The following is a 15,813-nucleotide window of genomic DNA, read 5'->3' as shown; positions in this document are numbered from 1 at the left end:
CCTGCGGTAGCGTCGCGGTCATGACGGACGAGTCGACAGAGCCGGGGGTCCCCCGGATTCCCGCCTACCTGCTGGACCCCCGACCCGTCGTCATCATCGGGACTCTGGCGTGGACGCTGGCCCTCCTGGCCCACATGCTCATGGAGGAGGTCGACATGCGTTCGGTCATCCTGGGCGCGGTCGGCGTCGGCGTCGGGGCGGTCGGCACGATCGTCTATGCACTGCAGCGCCGGGCCGTACTACGCGGCAGCGCGGGTGCCCAACAGGGCCTGGACTACGACCTGGACTGAGCGGGTCAGTCCGCGGACGTGGGCTCGTCGACAGACGTCTCGGCGTCCCCACCCTCGTGGGGGGCGGCCGCACCGGACGCGGCGTGGCCGGACGCAGGGTGGCCGGACGCGGCCTGATCGTTCGTGCGGTCATCGGCGGCGGAGCGGGCACGTGCGGTCGCGGCGAGCTGCTGGGGCAGGACCACCACGTCGACGGCGGCGTCGTCGTACGCCTCGGCAACAGCCGGCCCGGTGTCGGAGGGGATCTCGACCTCGCTGTGGGCGCCGCAGCCGTACTCGAGGTGGACGACCTGCCCGTCGGCGGAGAACTCGTTGGCGCAGACCCCGAAGAGGGCGCCCAGTGACCCGGCGACGGGCACCAGGAACCCACAGGTCCCGCAGTGGTGTTTGGCGGCCCGGGCGATCTCGGAGTCGGGTCCGCGTTCGACCGTCCAGCGATCGGCGGCGGCGGCGCGGCCCTCCCAGCTCAGGTGATGCGGTCGGCCGAGACCGATCGGCCCCGCGGCGTCGTCCAACTCGTCGTCGCCGTTCAGCGTGTAGCCGGGGACGAGCCGGTCGTCGTCCTCGGGCGGCGGGAGCAGATCCCCGGCGCCGAGGTCCCCGGGCCGGATGCGCCGATCCCACGGCACCCACTCGGGAGCGACCAGCGCGTCCGCACCCGGGAGGAGCGCGATCTCGTCGACGGTCAGGTCACCACCGGGCACGAGGGCGAGGACGCAGGCCCAGTACCACCCGCGGTACCCGGGCAGCTCGGAGGCGAACCGGTGGGTGGTGGTGAACTCCGCCTCGACAGTGCTGCCGAGGTGCCCCCCCACGCCCTCCGCGGCGAACTCCTCGACCGCCGCCCGGGCCACGTCGACGCCGGAGGCCAGCCGCTCACGCAGCGCGCCGTCGAAATCCGACCCCTGATCCGTGCCTACCCCGGTGTTCACCCCTCCCATTATGCGCATCTCCGCGTGGAGGTCACGGCCCGGCCCGTCGTGCGGCATCCTGGGGGCATGCGCAGCGCCCTCGGCCCGGTAGGCCCCCTCGTCGTGTCCCTGAGCCTCGTCGCCACCCTCACGGCGTGTTCGTCGGACGACGGAGGGGCCCCGCCCGCCACCACCACCGCCGGCGCCTCACTGGCCTCGTCGAGCGTTCCCGCCGGCTCGGCCGCCGTGAGTTCGGCGGCCCCCCGGGTGCCGGTCGGGCCATCGGACCCGCAACCCGTGCGCGGTTCGGTGGAGGTCGTGCGCACGCTCGAGCACGACCCGTCGCTGTTCACCCAGGGGCTGCAGGTGGTGGGCGACGAGATCTACGAGTCCACGGGGCGGGTCGGCAGCTCCGTGGTCCAGCGTCGACCGCTGGAGGGCGGCGAGCCCACGGTGACCGTCGCCATGGCGGAGGACGAGTTCGGCGAGGGCCTGGCCGTCACCCCCGACACCCTGTGGACCCTCACCTGGCAGAAGGGCATCGCCCACAACCGCGACCCGCAGACCCTCGAGGTGCGCTCCGAGGCCCCGTACGAGGGCGAGGGCTGGGGCCTGTGCACCGTCGGCACGACACTGGTGATGAGCGACGGCTCCGACACCCTGACCTTCCGCGACCCGGCGACCTTCGAGCCGACCGGACGCGTGTCGGTGACGTCCGGGGGCACGCCGGTCACCCGGCTCAACGAACTGGAATGTGCGGACGGCTCGGTCCTCGCGAACGTGTGGATGACCGACGAGATCGTGCGGATCGACCCCGCCACGGGGCAGGTCACCGCCATCTACGACGCCGGGCAGCTCCAGCAACCGCGGCCCGCCGACCCCGATGCCGTGCTCAACGGGATCGCGGCACTGCCGGACTCCGGGAACGTCCTGCTCACCGGCAAGCTGTGGCCGACCATGTACGAGGTGCGCCTCGTTGGGTGAGCGTACCGCCGGTCCCGCGCGCCGCGCCGCCTCCTCCGCCGGACGGGGCGTGCGCCGGGTCTTCCACGCCGACGGCGCGGACCGTTCGGGACTCGCTCCGCTCAGCTACGTCACGGTCGCCAACTTCGCCTGCGACGCGATTCTCGCCGTGGCCCTGGCCAACACCCTGTTCTTCTCCGCCGCGACCGCGGAGTCCCGCGCCAGCGTGGCGCTGTACCTCCTGGTCACGGTCGCGCCGTTCGCGCTGATCGCGCCGGTCATCGGCCCCGCCCTGGACCGCCTCCACCGGGGCCGACGCCTCACCGTCTCACTGACGTTCACCCTGCGTGCGGTGCTCGCGGTGATCCTCGCGTTGAACTTCGACTCCTGGCTCCTGTACCCCCTCGCGCTCGGCATGCTCGTGTTGTCCAAGACGTTCGGCGTCGTCAAGGCGTCCATCACCCCCCACGTGCTGCCCCCGACCCTGGACCTGGTCCGCACCAACTCCCGCCTGACCGTGCTGGGGCACGTCTGCGGCAGCCTCATCGCAGGGGCGACAGCCGGCGCCGTGGCGTGGCTGTGGGACTCCGACGCCGCCCTGTGGTTGCTCGCAGCGGTCGCCCTCGTCGCGGCCTACGTCGCCGTGACCATCCCCGCGCACGCCGAGGCGTCCCGGGACGAGGAGTCCGCCACCCTGCGGATGGAGCGGGGCCCGAGTCTGACCGGTGACCTCCGGGCGGTCCTCACGCGGCCGCTGGGCAGGAACGTCCTGGCGAACCTGTGGGCGGTGTCGCTCCTGCGTTTCATGACCGGCTTCCTCACCCTGTTCCTGGCGTTCATGGCCAAGGCCCAGGAGGACGCCACCGCAATCGAGCAGGCCGGCCTCCTGGCGATGGCGGGCGCCGCCGGCGGGCTGGGTACCTTCGCCGGCAACGCCGTCGGTGCGCGGCTTTCGCTGGGCCGGCCCGAACGGATCGCCGGCACGGCCGCGGGGGCGGCCCTGGCGACCGCCGTCGTCGCCGCGTTCCTCGGGACCATCTGGGCCGCGGCCGTCCTCGCGCTCGTCGCGGCGGTGTGCAGTGCCCTGGGCAAGGTCGCCCTCGACGCGTCGGTCCAGACGGACATCCCGGACGCCGCACGCTCCTCGGCCTTCGGTCGCTCCGAGACCGCCCTGCAGGTGGCGTGGGTCCTCGGCGGAGCACTGGGCGTCCTTCTGCCGACCGACTTCACCGTGGGGTTCTCGGTGATCGCCGTGGTCGGCGCCCTGATGTTCGCGCAGTCGCACCTGACCGGCCGCGGGTCGACCCTCGTCCCCGGCCTCGGCGGCAACAGGCCGCGCTTCCCGGGCCCGCCGCGTGACCCGGGTGTGGCCGACACCCGGCCCCTCGGCAGAATGAGGGAGTGAGTTCCCGCAACGAGACCCCGTCGACCGGCTCCCGTATCCGTCCCATCACCTGGGCGATCGCGGCGTGGATGATCATCATGATCGCCGCGATCGTCGGCGCCTGGCAGGGTTCGGAGGCCCGGTACGGTGCACTACCCGAGGTGACCGTCGCGAGCGATCGCGGCCAGGTGACCGTGCTGCCGTTCACCGCGACCGACCTGGACGGGAACACCTTCACCAATCCGGTCGGCGAGTTCCGGGTGCAGGATGAGGACGTCCTCACCGTCCGGCTGCCCGGAGAGCTGCGTGCGTCGACGATGGACGTCTACGAGATCCGCGCCGACGGCTCTCGCGACTACACCGTCGAGGCCGGCGGGCCGGGCCGGTTGCTGGTGCCCGTGACCACCCCGGAGGAGGGCCGGATCGAGGGCCTCGCCATCCGTGCGGTCGCGATCGTCTATGCCGCCGACGGGTCGGAGTCGATCCTCAACGGCGAGTGGTCGGTGCGCTTCACCTACGACGACTGATCCGTGGGTCAGGCGTCCAGCTCGCGCGCGACCGCGCGGAGCACCGACGCCACCCGGCCCGAGACCTTGGCCTCCGGACGGTGACCACGGCGCAACTCGGGCTGGACGGTCGACTCGAGCACCTTGATCATGTCCTCGACCATCCCGTGCAGCTCGTCCGCCGAACGTCGGGGCCCGCTCCTCGGGGCCCGCTCCTCCGCGACCGTCGGCTCGTCGTGGACCACCACGCGCAACGCCTGGGGGCCGCGGCGCCCGGAGACCATGTCGAACTCCACGCGCTGGCGCGGACGCAGCGTCTCGACCCCTGCGGGGAGCGCCTCGGAGCGCACGTAGACATCCTCGCCGCCCTCCTGGGACAGGAAGCCGAAGCCCTTCTCCGCGTCGTACCACTTGACCTTGCCGCTGGGCACCGCGAACCACCTTCCGACCGGACGCGGCATACGCGACCGACAACCATGACTGATGCCCCGAGACTACCCTCGTGCGCGTTGGTGCCCACCGCGAGGCGAGCGGTAACCTCCCCGTGTGACCGCCGACGATCGACGCCCCGCCGACGACCCCTGGACACCTGACGCCGCGGCGTCCACCCGGGCAGCCGAGCCCGTGCGGCCACGACGCCGGGGCCTGTTCGTGACGGCGCTCGTCATCTTCACGATCGGGGTGCTGTTCACCGTCGCGGCGGCGCTGACCCCGTTCGTGCTCGGCCGCGACGCGCCGACCCTCCTGTATGTCGGCGCGATGCTGTTCACGCCGGTCGGGTTCCTGCTGGGGCTGCTCTACGCCATCCTCGGCTCGCGACCGCCCTCGGTGTGATCAACCACACCCTCCTGCGAACACCGCTGGTAACGAGCCGATAACGGCACGCACGTCAGACCCAGACTGCCTCGGTTTATTTCAGAATGGTGACGATCCGGCATCGGACCGCTACAGTTTCGTAGCAGACTCGTCAGCGAGTCGGCATCGGACGCACCTACCGAACCCCGCCCAGCGGCCGATGCCACAGTGACCATTACCCGGGCGGGGACGGGGGACCCGACAGGGCCCACCACGGGCCCGGCGACCGATGGTCGCCTTGGGGTGAAGCCGCCACCGGCGGCCGGACGCACTCGTCCGAACCCGACAGCTCACCCCGTAGGCACAGAGTGAAAAGGACTGACGACATGACCTCTTACACCGGACGCCACCGTGCCGCCGCCGCCTCCTCAGCGCCCAGGAACGCTGTGAAGGTCGTCCTCGCGGGCACCGCGTTCTCCGCCGCCGGCCTGGCCCTCGCGCCGGCCGCCAACGCCGCCCCCGACTCCGACTGGGACCGCCTGGCCCAGTGCGAGTCCGGCGGCAACTGGGGCATCAACACCGGGAACGGCTACCAGGGCGGCCTGCAGTTCTCTCCGAGCACCTGGGCCGCCTACGGCGGTACGCAGTACGCCCCGACGGCCAACCAGGCCACGCGCGAGCAGCAGATCGCGATCGCCGAGAAGACCCTCGCCGGTCAGGGCTGGGGCGCCTGGCCCGCCTGCTCGGCCAAGCTGGGCCTGAACTCCGCACCGACCCCGCGCGACCTGTCCAACCCGGCGCCCGCGCCGGCCCCGCGTGCCCACGCCCCGGCCGCGCCCGCCGCCCCGGAGGCGGTCACCGCTGCCGATCACGTGGCGACCCTGTCCTCCTTCGCCGAGGGCCGCGGCATCGTGCTGCCGATCGCCGACACCTACGAGGCCAACCGGGACGCCGTCGACGCCGCCTACGCCGGCAACCAGGACCTGGTGGACGGCTTCTTCGCCACCTACCTGGCCAACTGACGCGTCACCCGCGCAGCCCCGGTCCACGGACCACGGACCACGAGGAAGGGCCGCCACCCCCTGCAGGGAGTGGCGGCCCTTCCTCGTGTGTGAGTGCGTCGCGCTCAGCGGGTGCGGACGGTCCTGTTGACCACCGTCTCCGGGTGGAGGTAGCCCAGCCGATGCTGCGGCAGCGGGAAGGTCTCCTGCCCGAAGGGGGACAGGCCTCCCGCGACCAGCGCGGCGAGTTCGGTCACCGGGTGCTCGCCGAACGAGGCGTCGGGCCATCCCGGGTTGTCATGGGTCAGATTCTTCTTGGCAGCCACGTGTCCAGTGTCTCACCTCGCGGGCGTCCCGTCAGCATCCGGGTCGTATCGGACCCGGACGGTCCTCACCGCCGCCGCGATCTCACTAGGCTGGGACGGATCATGCCGAGTTCCCGAGCCTCCTCCCGCCGTGTCGCCCCCCGCAGTGCTGGTTCCCCCGGTGCCGCCGGCGACGAGCCGGACTTCCCCGCGTGGCTGGCCGGACTGTCCGATGACGCGCTCGTCCGCGTGTGCGAGTTGCGTCCAGATGTGGCCACCCCTCCCCCGGCCTCGGTCGACGTGCTCGCGTCGAGGCTGCGGTTGCCGGCGTCCACCGCCCGCGCGCTGGGGACCCTGACGTGGCCGGAGCTCGTGGTCCTGGCCACCGCCGCAGCGGTGGGAGCCGATTCCGGGGCGGTGCCGCTGGGTGCGGTGTCGGGCCGGTTGGGTGTCGACGACGACGAGCCCGTCTTCCACGCCGCCCTCGCCCGTCTCCGCGACCTCACCCTGCTCTGGGGCGGAGGGGACCATGTCCGGATGGTGCCCGTCACGGCGGTGGCCGTCCGGTCGGCCCCGGTGGTGGCGCCGCACCCCGGCGAGCCCGCGGGCGCCGACCTCGACGTCGCCTGGGGCGGCCTGTCCGCTCCGGCGGTCGGGGTGCTCGAGGCGATCGCCCGCGGGCGCACCCCCGTCGGGGCTCTCGGCGCCGGGGCGTCGGAGCCGGTGCGTGCCGCCGCGACAGAGCTGGCGGGCTCGGGGCTCGCGGAGGTGACCGCTGGGGACGACGGCGAGGTGGTCGTCCCGCGTGCCCACGCGCTGGACCGGGCCCGCCACGGCGCCCGCGACGAGGGATCGTCGCTGCTCCACGCCCCTGCGTGGGCCGCTCCGAGGGCCGGGGCGGCCGCGGGCGGGGCGGGCCGGGTCGACGCCTCCGGCGGCGTCGCGGCCCTCGAGCTGCTGCACCGCTGCGACTCGGTCCTCTCCGCCCTGTCGACCGCCCCGGCCGCCACCCTCAAGGCCGGCGGTGTCGGGGTGCGCGAACTGCGGCGGGTGGCCCGCGCCTCCGGCCTCGTCGAGCGCGAGCTCCCCCTGCTGCTCGAGGTCCTCGCGGCCGCGGGACTCATCGCGGTCGGCGACGCCGACGTCGGCGACGTGGCCTTCGACTCGGTGTGGGCGCCCACCGAGGCCGCCGACGTGTGGTCGGCCCGCGAACCCGCACGCCGCTGGGCCGAGCTCGTCCTCGCGTGGTGGTCCATGCCGCGGACGCCGTGGCGGGTCGGGTCCGAGATCGAGGGCGGCGGCACCGTGCCCGCATTGGGTGAGCCCATCGGCCCGCCCGGACCCACCGAACGGATCCGGGTGCTGAAGGCTCTGGTCGCCCTGGACCCCGCAGCGGAGCCCGACGCCACTCTGCTGACGGAGGTGGTGCGCTGGTCCTCGCCGGTGTGGTTCTCGCGTGCGGGTTCCCGGCCCGTGGCCGAGACCGTGGCGGAGGCGCGTCTGATGGGACTCGTCGTCGGGACCACCGCCACCAGCGCGGCCAGGGCCCTCGCCGGCGACACCCACGCACCCGTCGCCGGAGCCGCCACCCACACCGCCACCACCCATGACGGCACCCCCGCCCCCGGCGTCGAGGACCTCGAACCGGTCCTCGTCGCCGCCCTGCCAGACCCGGTCTCGGAGGTCATCGTCCAGGCCGACCTGACGATCCTCGCCCCCGGCCCGCTCGTGCCCGAGCTCGCCGCGGAGTTCGCGCTCCTGGCCGACGTCGAGTCGGCCGGCGCCGCCACCACCTACCGCGTCACCGAGACCTCCGTGCGTCGCGCACTCGACGCCGGGCGCACGGCGGCGGGGATCCGGGACCTGCTCGCCCGGACCTCCGTCACCCCCGTCCCGCAGTCGCTGGACTACCTCATCGAGGACGTGGCCCGTCGTCACGGTCGGCTGCGGGTGGGTACCGCCCTGTCCTTCGTCCGGTGCGACGACCCGTCGCTGGTCGCCCAGGTCCTCAGCTCCCCGGTGGCCGAGAACTGCGCACTGCGGACCGTCGCGCCGACCGTCCTCATCTCCCAGGCCCGGCCGTTGGACCTGGTGGAGGCCCTGCGCGAGCACGGGTTCTCCCCCGTCGTCGAGGACACGACCGGCGCCGTCGTCGCCCTGACCCGGCCGGTGGCCCGTGTCCGGGTGAGCCGCATCACCCGCGCGCCCCGCGTCCCCACGCGCACGGCCACCCCCTCCGAACTGCGGGCGGCCGTCGCGGCGATGCGCTCGGCCGACCGGGTGCGCTCGGCGCGGGGTACTTCAGGGGGCGCGTACACCGGCGAGGCCGCCATCGCCCGCCTGCACGACGCGGCGAGCACGGGCACCGCCGTCACCGTCTCGGTCGTCGACGCCCAGGGCCGGTCCACCGCGCGACTGCTCGTGCCGGCCTCCGTCGGCGGGGGTCGGATCGAGGGGATCGAGCCCGATTCCGCCGAGCCCGTCACCCTGCCGCTGCACCGCGTGATCTCCGTCTCCGACGTCGACCCGACCCGCTGACCCGGATTCCTGGACAATGAAGGGTCGGACCCACGCGGGTCCGGTGAGACCCTGAGGAGGGCCGGAGTGAGTGGTGGACCGCTGATCGTCCAGTCGGACAAGACCGTGCTGCTGGAGATCGACCACGATCAGGCGAACGACGCGCGCCAGGCGCTGGCCCCGTTCGCCGAGCTGGAGCGCGCCCCCGAGCACGTCCACACCTACCGGATCACGCCGCTGGCGCTGTGGAACGCCCGGGCCGCCGGCCACGACGCCGAGCAGGTGGTCGACGTGCTGGTCAACTTCTCCCGCTTCCCCGTCCCGCAGCCGCTGTTGGTGGACATCGCCGAGACCATGGCCCGCTACGGCCGGCTCCAGTTGGTCAAGAGCCCGGTCCACGGACTGACCCTGGTCTCCCTGGACTCCGCAGTGCTCGCCGAGGTCAAACGCCACAAGAAGATCGCCCCAATGCTCGGCGCCGACATCGACACCGACACCGTCGTGGTGCACCCGTCCGAGCGCGGCCGCCTCAAGCAGGAGCTGCTCAAGGTGGGCTGGCCCGCCGACGATCTGGCCGGGTACGTCGACGGCGAGGCCCACGACATCGACCTGTCCACCGAGACCGAGCCCTGGGAGCTGCGCGACTACCAGCAGATGGCCGCCGACTCGTTCTGGGCGGGCGGCTCGGGTGTCGTCGTGCTGCCCTGCGGCGCGGGCAAGACGATGGTCGGGGCGGCCGCGATGGCCAAGGCCAAGGCCACCACGCTCATCCTGGTGACCAACACCGTCGCCGGTCGGCAGTGGAAGCGGGAGCTGTTGGCCCGCACCACGCTGACCGAGGACGAGATCGGCGAGTACTCCGGCGAGCGCAAGGAGATCCGCCCGGTCACCATCGCCACGTACCAGGTGGTCACCCGCAAGACCAAGGGCGTCCACCGGGCGTTGGAGCTGTTCGACTCCCGCGACTGGGGGTTGATGATCTACGACGAGGTGCACCTGCTGCCCGCGCCGGTGTTCCGGATGACCGCGGACCTGCAGTCCCGGCGCCGGCTCGGGCTCACCGCCACCCTGGTGCGCGAGGACGGCCGAGAGGGTGACGTCTTCTCCCTCATCGGACCCAAGCGGTACGACGCCCCGTGGAAGGACATCGAGGCGCAGGGCTGGATCGCCCCGGCCGACTGCGTCGAGGTACGGGTGACGCTCACGGAGAACGAACGGATGCTCTACGCCACCGCCGAGGCGGAGGACAAGTACAAGCTGTGCTCGACCGCACGGACCAAGATCCCTGTGGTCAAGAGCATCCTCGCCAAGCACGCCGGCGCCCCGACCCTGGTGATCGGTGCCTACCTCGACCAGCTCGAGGAGCTCGGCGACGAGCTCGACGCCCCGGTCATCCAGGGCTCCACCTCCAACAAAGAGCGTGAGAAGCTCTTCAACGCGTTCCGCGCCGGGGAGATCTCCACGCTCGTGGTGTCCAAGGTCGCCAACTTCTCGATCGACCTGCCCGAGGCCAGTGTGGCCGTGCAGGTGTCGGGGACGTTCGGCTCCCGGCAGGAGGAGGCGCAGCGGCTGGGCCGGCTGCTGCGGCCCAAGCACGACGGTGGCCAGGCACACTTCTACTCGGTGGTCTCGCGCGACACCCTCGACGCCGAGTACGCCGCGCACCGGCAGCGGTTCCTCGCCGAGCAGGGGTACGCCTACCGGATCATCGACGCCGACGACCTGCTGGGGCCGCCGATCCCCGAGGTCGGCTGACGCCGGCGGCCACCCGCGGGTCCGGTCCGGACGGTTCCTGGGATACTGGACCCATGGTCGCCGATCGCACCCCCCGCGCCCCGCACGAGCAGTACCGCCTCGCCGACATCCCCGTCGACGACGCCTGGGTCCGCAAGCACAACGAGAGCCTCGCCGAGGTGCGGCGGCTGCAGTGGTCCGCGGGCATCCTCGGTGTGCTCGTCCTGGCCGCGGCCGTGGGCCTGCTCATCTACTCCGGCTTCGAGGCCTGGGCCTGGATCGTCGCCGCGCTGGCCGGGGTCTTCGCTCTCGGATGCCTGGCGATGATCGGGTACATCCCGCGCAAAATGGGCTCGATGCAGCGCACCTACGCCACCTCGGAACTCGTCCCGGCCATCATCGCCGAGGTGCGCCCCCGCGGGCTGACCCTCCTGGCGCTGGTCGACCGTGCCGTCGACCGCTCCGCCGGAAAGCTACCCGGGCTGGCCGTCCGCAGCTGCGAGAAGCTCCCGGGTCACGACGTCCGCGTGGGCGAGCGCGTGCCGTGCGTGGCCGTGGTCGGCAACCGCAGCGCCCGCGGCGGCGACAACCTGTACCAGTTCATCTCACCCATGCCCGTCGCATGGGCGACCTCCGACAAGGCCGTCCTGCGCCGACTCGAGAAGGAGATCCCCGCCGGCGAGTGGGAACGGGTGCGCCAGAACCTCGACCGCGTGGACGAGGTCTCGGCCACACCGACGAGCCTGCTCCCTCTCGACTGAGCCGGGCCCCTTCCCCGGCATCCGCGCGCCCTCGGCACGCCCGCACCCGTAGCCCGTCCGCGGCCTCACCCGCCGCCGGGTCCCCTGTGAACTAAGCGTCACGGGACCGTGATCTGACGCCACAGTTCCGCAACACCGCCTTCCTAGCCTGATCGGTACAGGCTCGAAGGAGGTCCAGGAATGACTGAGCACATCGTCGTCGTCGGGCACGGGATGGTCTCCCACCGATTCGTCTCCACCCTCGGCTCGCGGTACGCCGACACCGACCTGGCCGTCACGGTGATCGGCGAGGAACCCGACCCCGCGTACGACCGCGTGGGCCTCTCGGCCTATGTCGGCGCCTGGGAACGTGCGGCCCTGCACCTCGAGGACGCCCGCCACTCCGCCGACCCGAGGGTCACCGTCCGCTCGGGACACCTCGTCACGGCGATCGACCGATCCGCGCGGCAGGTCGAACTCGACTCCGGCGAGCTCATCTCCTACGACACGCTGGTCCTGGCCACCGGCTCGCGCGCGTTCGTCCCGCCCGTGCCCGGTCACGACCTGCCCGGCTGCCATGTCTACCGCACCCTCGACGACCTCGACGCGATCCGCGCGGCCGCCGAGACCGCAGGGCCCGGCGCGCACGGCGTCGTGATCGGCGGCGGGCTGCTCGGCATCGAGGCCGCCAATGCGTTGAGCCTGATCGGGCTGACCCCGCACGTCGTGGAGCGCAACGACCGGCTCATGCCCGTCCAGGTCGACGGTCGGGGCGGCGCGCTGCTGGGCGACCTCATCCGCGACCGTGGCATCGAGGTGCACCTGAGCGTGACCGACACGGTGATCGAACCGCGCGACGGTGCGGACGGTGACGGCGGGGTCCGGGTGACCCTGAGCGGCGACGACGGCGAGACGACCGCGGTCGAGGCAGCGGTCGTGGTGTTCTCCGTCGGTGTGCGCCCCCGTGACGAGCTCGCCCGCGGGGCCGGGTTGGCACTGGCCGAGCGGGGCGGCGTGCTGACCGACCGGGCGTGCCGCACCTCGGACCCGCACGTGTTCGCGATCGGCGAGTGCGCGGCCATCGAGGGCACCTGCTACGGCCTGGTCGGACCCGGGTACGCCTCCGCCGAGGTGGTCGCCGCCCGGCTGGGCGACGGTCCGGGCGCCGACGCCGAGTTCACCGGCGCCGACCTCGCCACCAAACTCAAGCTCATGGGGGTCGACGTGGCCAGCTTCGGCGACGCCCACGGGCGCACGCCCGGCTGCCTCGAGTTGGTGGTGGACGACCCCGTCACGCGGACCTACTCCAAACTCGTCCTCAGCGACGACGCCCTGACCCTGCTCGGCGGGGTGTTCGTCGGGGACGCGGGCCCGTACCAGCTGCTCAAGCCGCTGCTCGGGCGCACCTTGCCGTCGTCGAATCCCCTGTCCCTCATCACCCCGGGCGCCGCGGCGGACGGCGGCGGTGTCGGCGTGGAGTCGCTGCCCGACGACGCCCAGATCTGTTCCTGCAACGCCGTCACCAAGGGCACGCTGCGCGACGCGATCTGTGGCGGGGCGTGCGACGTCCCGGCACTCAAGGCGTGCACCCGCGCCGGCACCTCGTGTGGGTCGTGCCTGCCGCTCATGCGTCAGGTGCTCGAGGCCGAGGGGGTCGAGCAGTCCACGGCACTGTGCGAGCACTTCGACCAGTCCCGCTCGGAGCTGTTCGAGATCGTCACGGTCACCGGGATCCGGACCTTCTCCGGTCTGATCGGGCGCTTCGGCCGCGGCTCGGGCTGCGACATCTGCAAGCCCACCGTTGCGTCGATCCTCGCCTCGACCAGCTCCGACCACGTCCTCGACGGCGAGCAGGCCTCACTGCAGGACACCAACGACCACTTCCTGGCCAACATCCAGAAGAACGGCACCTACTCGGTCGTCCCGCGGATGCCCGGCGGGGAGGTCACGGCGGATCAGCTCATCGTGATCGGCGAGATCGCGCGCGACCACGACCTGTACGTCAAGGTCACCGGCGGTCAGCGGATCGACCTCTTCGGCGCGCGTGTCGAGGAGTTGCCGCAGATCTGGCGTCGCCTCGTCGACGCGGGTATGGAGTCCGGTCACGCCTACGGCAAGTCGCTGCGCACGGTGAAGAGCTGCGTGGGTACCTCGTGGTGCCGCTACGGCCAGCAGGACTCCGTGGGGATGGCGGTCCTGCTCGAGACCCGGTATCGCGGGTTGCGGGCGCCGCACAAGATCAAGATGGGCGTCTCCGGCTGTGCCCGCGAGTGCGCCGAGGCGCGCGGCAAGGACGTCGGGGTGATCGCCACCGAGACCGGTTGGAACCTCTACGTCGGTGGCAACGGCGGCGCGACCCCGCGGCACGCCCAGCTGCTGGCCGGGGATCTCACCGACGACCAGCTCATCCGCTACATCGACCGCACCGTGATGTTCTACGTCCGCACCGCCGAGCGACTGCAGCGGATCGCGCCGTGGCTCGAATCGCTGGAGGGCGGCATCGACCACCTGCGTGAGGTCGTGTGCGAGGACTCGCTGGGGCTCGCGGCCGAGCTCGAGGGCCGCATGGAGTCGCACGTCGAGGGCTATGTGGACGAGTGGGCGGCGGTCCTCGACGACCCGGACAAGCTCGGCCGGTTCGTCTCCTTCATCAACGCCCCCGAGGCGCCCGACCCCACCGTGCAGTTCGAGGAGCGCGACGGCCGCAAGGTGCCGGTCCTGCTCGGTTCGCCGTCCATGCCGGCCCGCGTCTGACGGTCCCGCGCCGGACACCGGCCAGCTCTGCCGGCCACCCCGCCCACGACTCCTGCTCACCAGCTCCGCCCACTACTTCCGCCCACCACTTCCGCTCACCAGTTCCGCCCACCAGGAGGAGATCCGTCATGACCACCACCCAGCTGTTCACCGCCACCCGCCCCGCTCCCGCATCGGGCGCCGCGCGCCCCGCCGAGATCGCCGTCTGCCCGGTCGGCCGCCTCATCCCGGGGCGTGGGGTCGCCGCCCTGCTGCCCGACGGCCGCCAGGTGGCGGTCTACAAGATCGACGACGACGAGGTCCGCGCCCTCTGCAACATCGACCCCGTCGCCCGGGCCGCCGTGATGAGCCGCGGCCTGGTGGGCGACCGCGCCGGCGAACCCGCGGTGATCTCACCGATCGGCAAGCAGGCCTATGCGCTCGCCGACGGTCGCGGCCTCGACGACCCCTCGCACGGACTCTCGGTGTTCCCCGCCCGGGTCGCCGCCGATGGCACGGTGTTCGTGGCTACCCAGCCCGCCGTCCGGCATGCCCGCGTGATCGCGGCGTAGTCCCCAGGCCCTGCGCGCCGCCGGCCCGGCCCGGCCCGAACCAGGGGCAGCGCACCCACTCGCGGGTGCGCTGCCCCTTCTGCGTGCGCCGCCCCGCTGGCGTGCGATGGCAATATGCACACTCACTGGCGGGTTACGCTGCGGGTGTGGACCATTCAGGGCGCGTACGTCGAGGAGTCCGCAGGGCCGGCGGCGCCTTTAGATGCTGAGTCGGTACCCGCGCTTGACGACGGTCGTGACGAGGTCGGGAACGCCGAGCGCGCGCCGCAGGCGACCCATCGCGGTCTCGACGGCGTGCAGGTCGGTGCCGTCTCCGGGGAGAGCCGCGAGCAGGTCATCGCGGCTCACGCAGGCCCCGGGGCGCCGGGCGAGGGCCCGCAGCAGCGCGAGCTGGGCCGGGGTGAGCTCCACCGGTTTGCCGTCGACCAGTGCGGCCGCCGCACACACGGTGAGCTCGTGCCCGGCGACCTCGATCGGCGCGGTCCGGGCGGCGAGCTCGTCGGTGGTGTGCCGCATGAGTGACCCCAGCCGCATCCGGTCCGGGCTGGTGAACGGCACACCGAGCTCGGCGAGCGGCGCCGCGGTCACCGGCCCCACGCACAGCGCGGCGACGGGCCCGTCCAGCGCCTCAAGCAGGTCGTCGAACACGCCCAGTGCCTCGGCACGCTTGAGCACCGCCACCACCGCCGGCGCCGCGGTGAAGGTCACGCCATCGACGCCCTGCGCCGCGATGGTCCGCACCAGATCGTCGAGTGCCGCGAGATCGTCGGGCAGCTCCCAGCGGTAGACGGGCACCTCGATCACGTCGGCACCCGCCTCGCGCAGACCGTCGAGCAGCACGGACATCGGGTTCCACCCGGAGCCGGCGCCCTGGATCTGGACGCCGATCGTCAGGCCCTCCACGCCGCGCTCGAGCAGCATCTCCAGCAGCTCCGGGCTGGCCTCGCTCTTGGCCGAGGCGTGCTCGCGCAGGCCGGCGGCACGGATCGCGCCGGTGGTCTTGGGTCCGCGGGAGTACAGCGGGACCGCGCCCATCAGCTCGAGCAGGTCGTCGGCCAGGCCCCATTCCTCGCACACCTGCATCCACCAGCGCACGCCGGCCGCGGTGGTGAGCACCATGAGGTCGGCGGGCGCGGCGAGCAGGCGCCCGGTGGCCTCGCGCACCACCGTGTCCTCGGCGATGGGGATCATGTGCATCGCCGGGGCGTGCAGGACGGTGGCCCCGCGCCGCTCGAGGAGGGTGCGCTGCTCGGAGGCTCGCCGGGCGGCGGTGACGGCGACAGTGCGTCCGAGCAGCGGGAGATCGGGTTCGGAGGTGGTCACGTCGGAATCGGTCACTCCCCCATCATGAACGAGGCGTGT

The 15,813-nt window shown here is 72.7% G+C and carries 15 protein-coding genes and 1 riboswitch; of the genes, 11 read left to right on the top strand and 4 right to left on the bottom strand.

The genetic code is table 11. The features are described 5' to 3' along the window. The first annotated feature begins 20 nt into the window (after window positions 1–20). On the top strand, window positions 21–290 hold the full coding sequence (locus AB5G72_RS04275; RefSeq protein WP_163376607.1) for a DUF2530 domain-containing protein: 270 nt from the start codon (window positions 21–23) through the stop codon (window positions 288–290). Window positions 291–295: 5 nt separating this feature from the next. On the opposite strand, the gene AB5G72_RS04270 is transcribed toward AB5G72_RS04275, so the two are convergent. Beyond that, window positions 296–1,231 (bottom strand): DUF3027 domain-containing protein, encoded by a 936-nt coding sequence (locus AB5G72_RS04270; protein ID WP_440221463.1) that lies wholly within the window; start codon window positions 1,229–1,231, stop codon window positions 296–298. Between the two features lie 57 nt (window positions 1,232–1,288). Between AB5G72_RS04270 and AB5G72_RS04265 the strand changes: the two genes are divergently transcribed. From AB5G72_RS04265 to AB5G72_RS04255, 3 genes are read left to right on the top strand one after another with little or no spacing between them, the layout of a single operon-like run. Beyond that, window positions 1,289–2,185 carry a glutaminyl-peptide cyclotransferase gene (locus AB5G72_RS04265; RefSeq protein ID WP_440221077.1) on the top strand — a complete coding sequence of 299 codons (897 nt, stop codon included), beginning with the start codon at window positions 1,289–1,291 and terminating at the stop codon, window positions 2,183–2,185. After that, window positions 2,178–3,569 (top strand): MFS transporter, encoded by a 1,392-nt coding sequence (locus AB5G72_RS04260; RefSeq protein WP_440221076.1) that lies wholly within the window; start codon window positions 2,178–2,180, stop codon window positions 3,567–3,569. Before AB5G72_RS04265 ends, AB5G72_RS04260 begins: the two co-directional genes overlap by 8 nt. After that, window positions 3,566–4,075: a DUF2771 family protein gene (locus tag AB5G72_RS04255; RefSeq protein WP_440221075.1), complete on the top strand. Its 510-nt coding sequence runs from the start codon at window positions 3,566–3,568 to the stop codon at window positions 4,073–4,075. The genes AB5G72_RS04260 and AB5G72_RS04255 overlap by 4 nt, the downstream gene beginning before the upstream one ends. An 8-nt stretch (window positions 4,076–4,083) precedes the next feature. Here AB5G72_RS04255 and AB5G72_RS04250 read toward each other — a convergent pair whose 3' ends face one another. After that, complete coding sequence (locus AB5G72_RS04250; RefSeq protein ID WP_067712771.1) at window positions 4,084–4,485, bottom strand: cold-shock protein; 402 nt, start codon at window positions 4,483–4,485, stop codon at window positions 4,084–4,086. A 115-nt stretch (window positions 4,486–4,600) separates the two neighbouring features. Between AB5G72_RS04250 and AB5G72_RS04245 the strand changes: the two genes are divergently transcribed. Together AB5G72_RS04245 and AB5G72_RS04240 are read left to right on the top strand one after the other, a co-directional pair. Continuing rightward, a complete protein-coding gene (locus AB5G72_RS04245) occupies window positions 4,601–4,888 on the top strand; it encodes a hypothetical protein (RefSeq protein ID WP_440221074.1) in 288 nt (95 codons plus the stop codon). Between the two features lie 181 nt (window positions 4,889–5,069). Then, window positions 5,070–5,227: riboswitch (cyclic di-AMP (ydaO/yuaA leader) on the top strand. An 8-nt stretch (window positions 5,228–5,235) separates the two neighbouring features. Further along, on the top strand, window positions 5,236–5,871 hold the full coding sequence (locus AB5G72_RS04240) for a transglycosylase family protein (RefSeq protein WP_132063566.1): 636 nt from the start codon (window positions 5,236–5,238) through the stop codon (window positions 5,869–5,871). Window positions 5,872–5,975: 104 nt separating this feature from the next. Here the strand turns inward: AB5G72_RS04240 and AB5G72_RS04235 are convergent, their stop codons facing one another. Then, window positions 5,976–6,176, bottom strand: a complete 201-nt coding sequence (locus AB5G72_RS04235; protein ID WP_067712692.1) for a hypothetical protein — start codon at window positions 6,174–6,176, stop codon at window positions 5,976–5,978. A 102-nt stretch (window positions 6,177–6,278) separates the two neighbouring features. Between AB5G72_RS04235 and AB5G72_RS04230 the strand changes: the two genes are divergently transcribed. The 5 genes from AB5G72_RS04230 (at window position 6,279) to nirD (ending at window position 14,451) form a co-directional block, all read left to right on the top strand. Continuing rightward, complete coding sequence (locus AB5G72_RS04230; RefSeq protein WP_440221073.1) at window positions 6,279–8,693, top strand: helicase-associated domain-containing protein; 2,415 nt, start codon at window positions 6,279–6,281, stop codon at window positions 8,691–8,693. A 66-nt stretch (window positions 8,694–8,759) separates the two neighbouring features. Continuing rightward, window positions 8,760–10,427: a DNA repair helicase XPB gene (locus AB5G72_RS04225; protein WP_069390399.1), complete on the top strand. Its 1,668-nt coding sequence runs from the start codon at window positions 8,760–8,762 to the stop codon at window positions 10,425–10,427. A 53-nt stretch (window positions 10,428–10,480) separates the two neighbouring features. Next, on the top strand, window positions 10,481–11,167 hold the full coding sequence (locus AB5G72_RS04220; protein ID WP_440221072.1) for a DUF3239 domain-containing protein: 687 nt from the start codon (window positions 10,481–10,483) through the stop codon (window positions 11,165–11,167). A 180-nt stretch (window positions 11,168–11,347) separates the two neighbouring features. Further along, the gene (gene nirB / locus AB5G72_RS04215) at window positions 11,348–13,900 is read left to right on the top strand and encodes a nitrite reductase large subunit NirB (RefSeq protein ID WP_440221071.1); all 2,553 of its coding nucleotides are present in this window, start codon (window positions 11,348–11,350) and stop codon (window positions 13,898–13,900) included. 128 nt (window positions 13,901–14,028) lie between these two features. After that, on the top strand, window positions 14,029–14,451 hold the full coding sequence (nirD, locus tag AB5G72_RS04210) for a nitrite reductase small subunit NirD (RefSeq protein ID WP_096905950.1): 423 nt from the start codon (window positions 14,029–14,031) through the stop codon (window positions 14,449–14,451). 198 nt (window positions 14,452–14,649) lie between these two features. Here the strand turns inward: nirD and AB5G72_RS04205 are convergent, their stop codons facing one another. Further along, entirely contained in the window at window positions 14,650–15,774 is a 1,125-nt protein-coding gene (locus AB5G72_RS04205; protein ID WP_440221462.1) for a uroporphyrinogen-III synthase, read from the bottom strand. Window positions 15,775–15,813 lie beyond the last annotated feature (39 nt).

Source organism: Dietzia sp. MNB45, from assembly GCF_051994785.1.
Lineage (GTDB): Bacteria > Actinomycetota > Actinomycetes > Mycobacteriales > Mycobacteriaceae > Dietzia > Dietzia kunjamensis.
Note: the sequence above shows the minus strand (reverse complement) of the source record. Positions and strands in the feature narration are given on the sequence as shown.

What these genes read in the sequence shown, in the direction of transcription:
- AB5G72_RS04275 (WP_163376607.1), top strand. Translation starts at nt 21, where the DNA reads ATGACGGACGAGTCGACAGAGCCGGGGGTCCCCCGGATTCCCGCCTAC.
- AB5G72_RS04270 (WP_440221463.1), bottom strand. Translation starts at nt 1,231, where the DNA reads ATGGGAGGGGTGAACACCGGGGTAGGCACGGATCAGGGGTCGGATTTC.
- AB5G72_RS04265 (WP_440221077.1), top strand. Translation starts at nt 1,289, where the DNA reads ATGCGCAGCGCCCTCGGCCCGGTAGGCCCCCTCGTCGTGTCCCTGAGC.
- AB5G72_RS04240 (WP_132063566.1), top strand. Translation starts at nt 5,236, where the DNA reads ATGACCTCTTACACCGGACGCCACCGTGCCGCCGCCGCCTCCTCAGCG.
- AB5G72_RS04230 (WP_440221073.1), top strand. Translation starts at nt 6,279, where the DNA reads ATGCCGAGTTCCCGAGCCTCCTCCCGCCGTGTCGCCCCCCGCAGTGCT.
- AB5G72_RS04220 (WP_440221072.1), top strand. Translation starts at nt 10,481, where the DNA reads ATGGTCGCCGATCGCACCCCCCGCGCCCCGCACGAGCAGTACCGCCTC.
- nirB (WP_440221071.1), top strand. Translation starts at nt 11,348, where the DNA reads ATGACTGAGCACATCGTCGTCGTCGGGCACGGGATGGTCTCCCACCGA.
- nirD (WP_096905950.1), top strand. Translation starts at nt 14,029, where the DNA reads ATGACCACCACCCAGCTGTTCACCGCCACCCGCCCCGCTCCCGCATCG.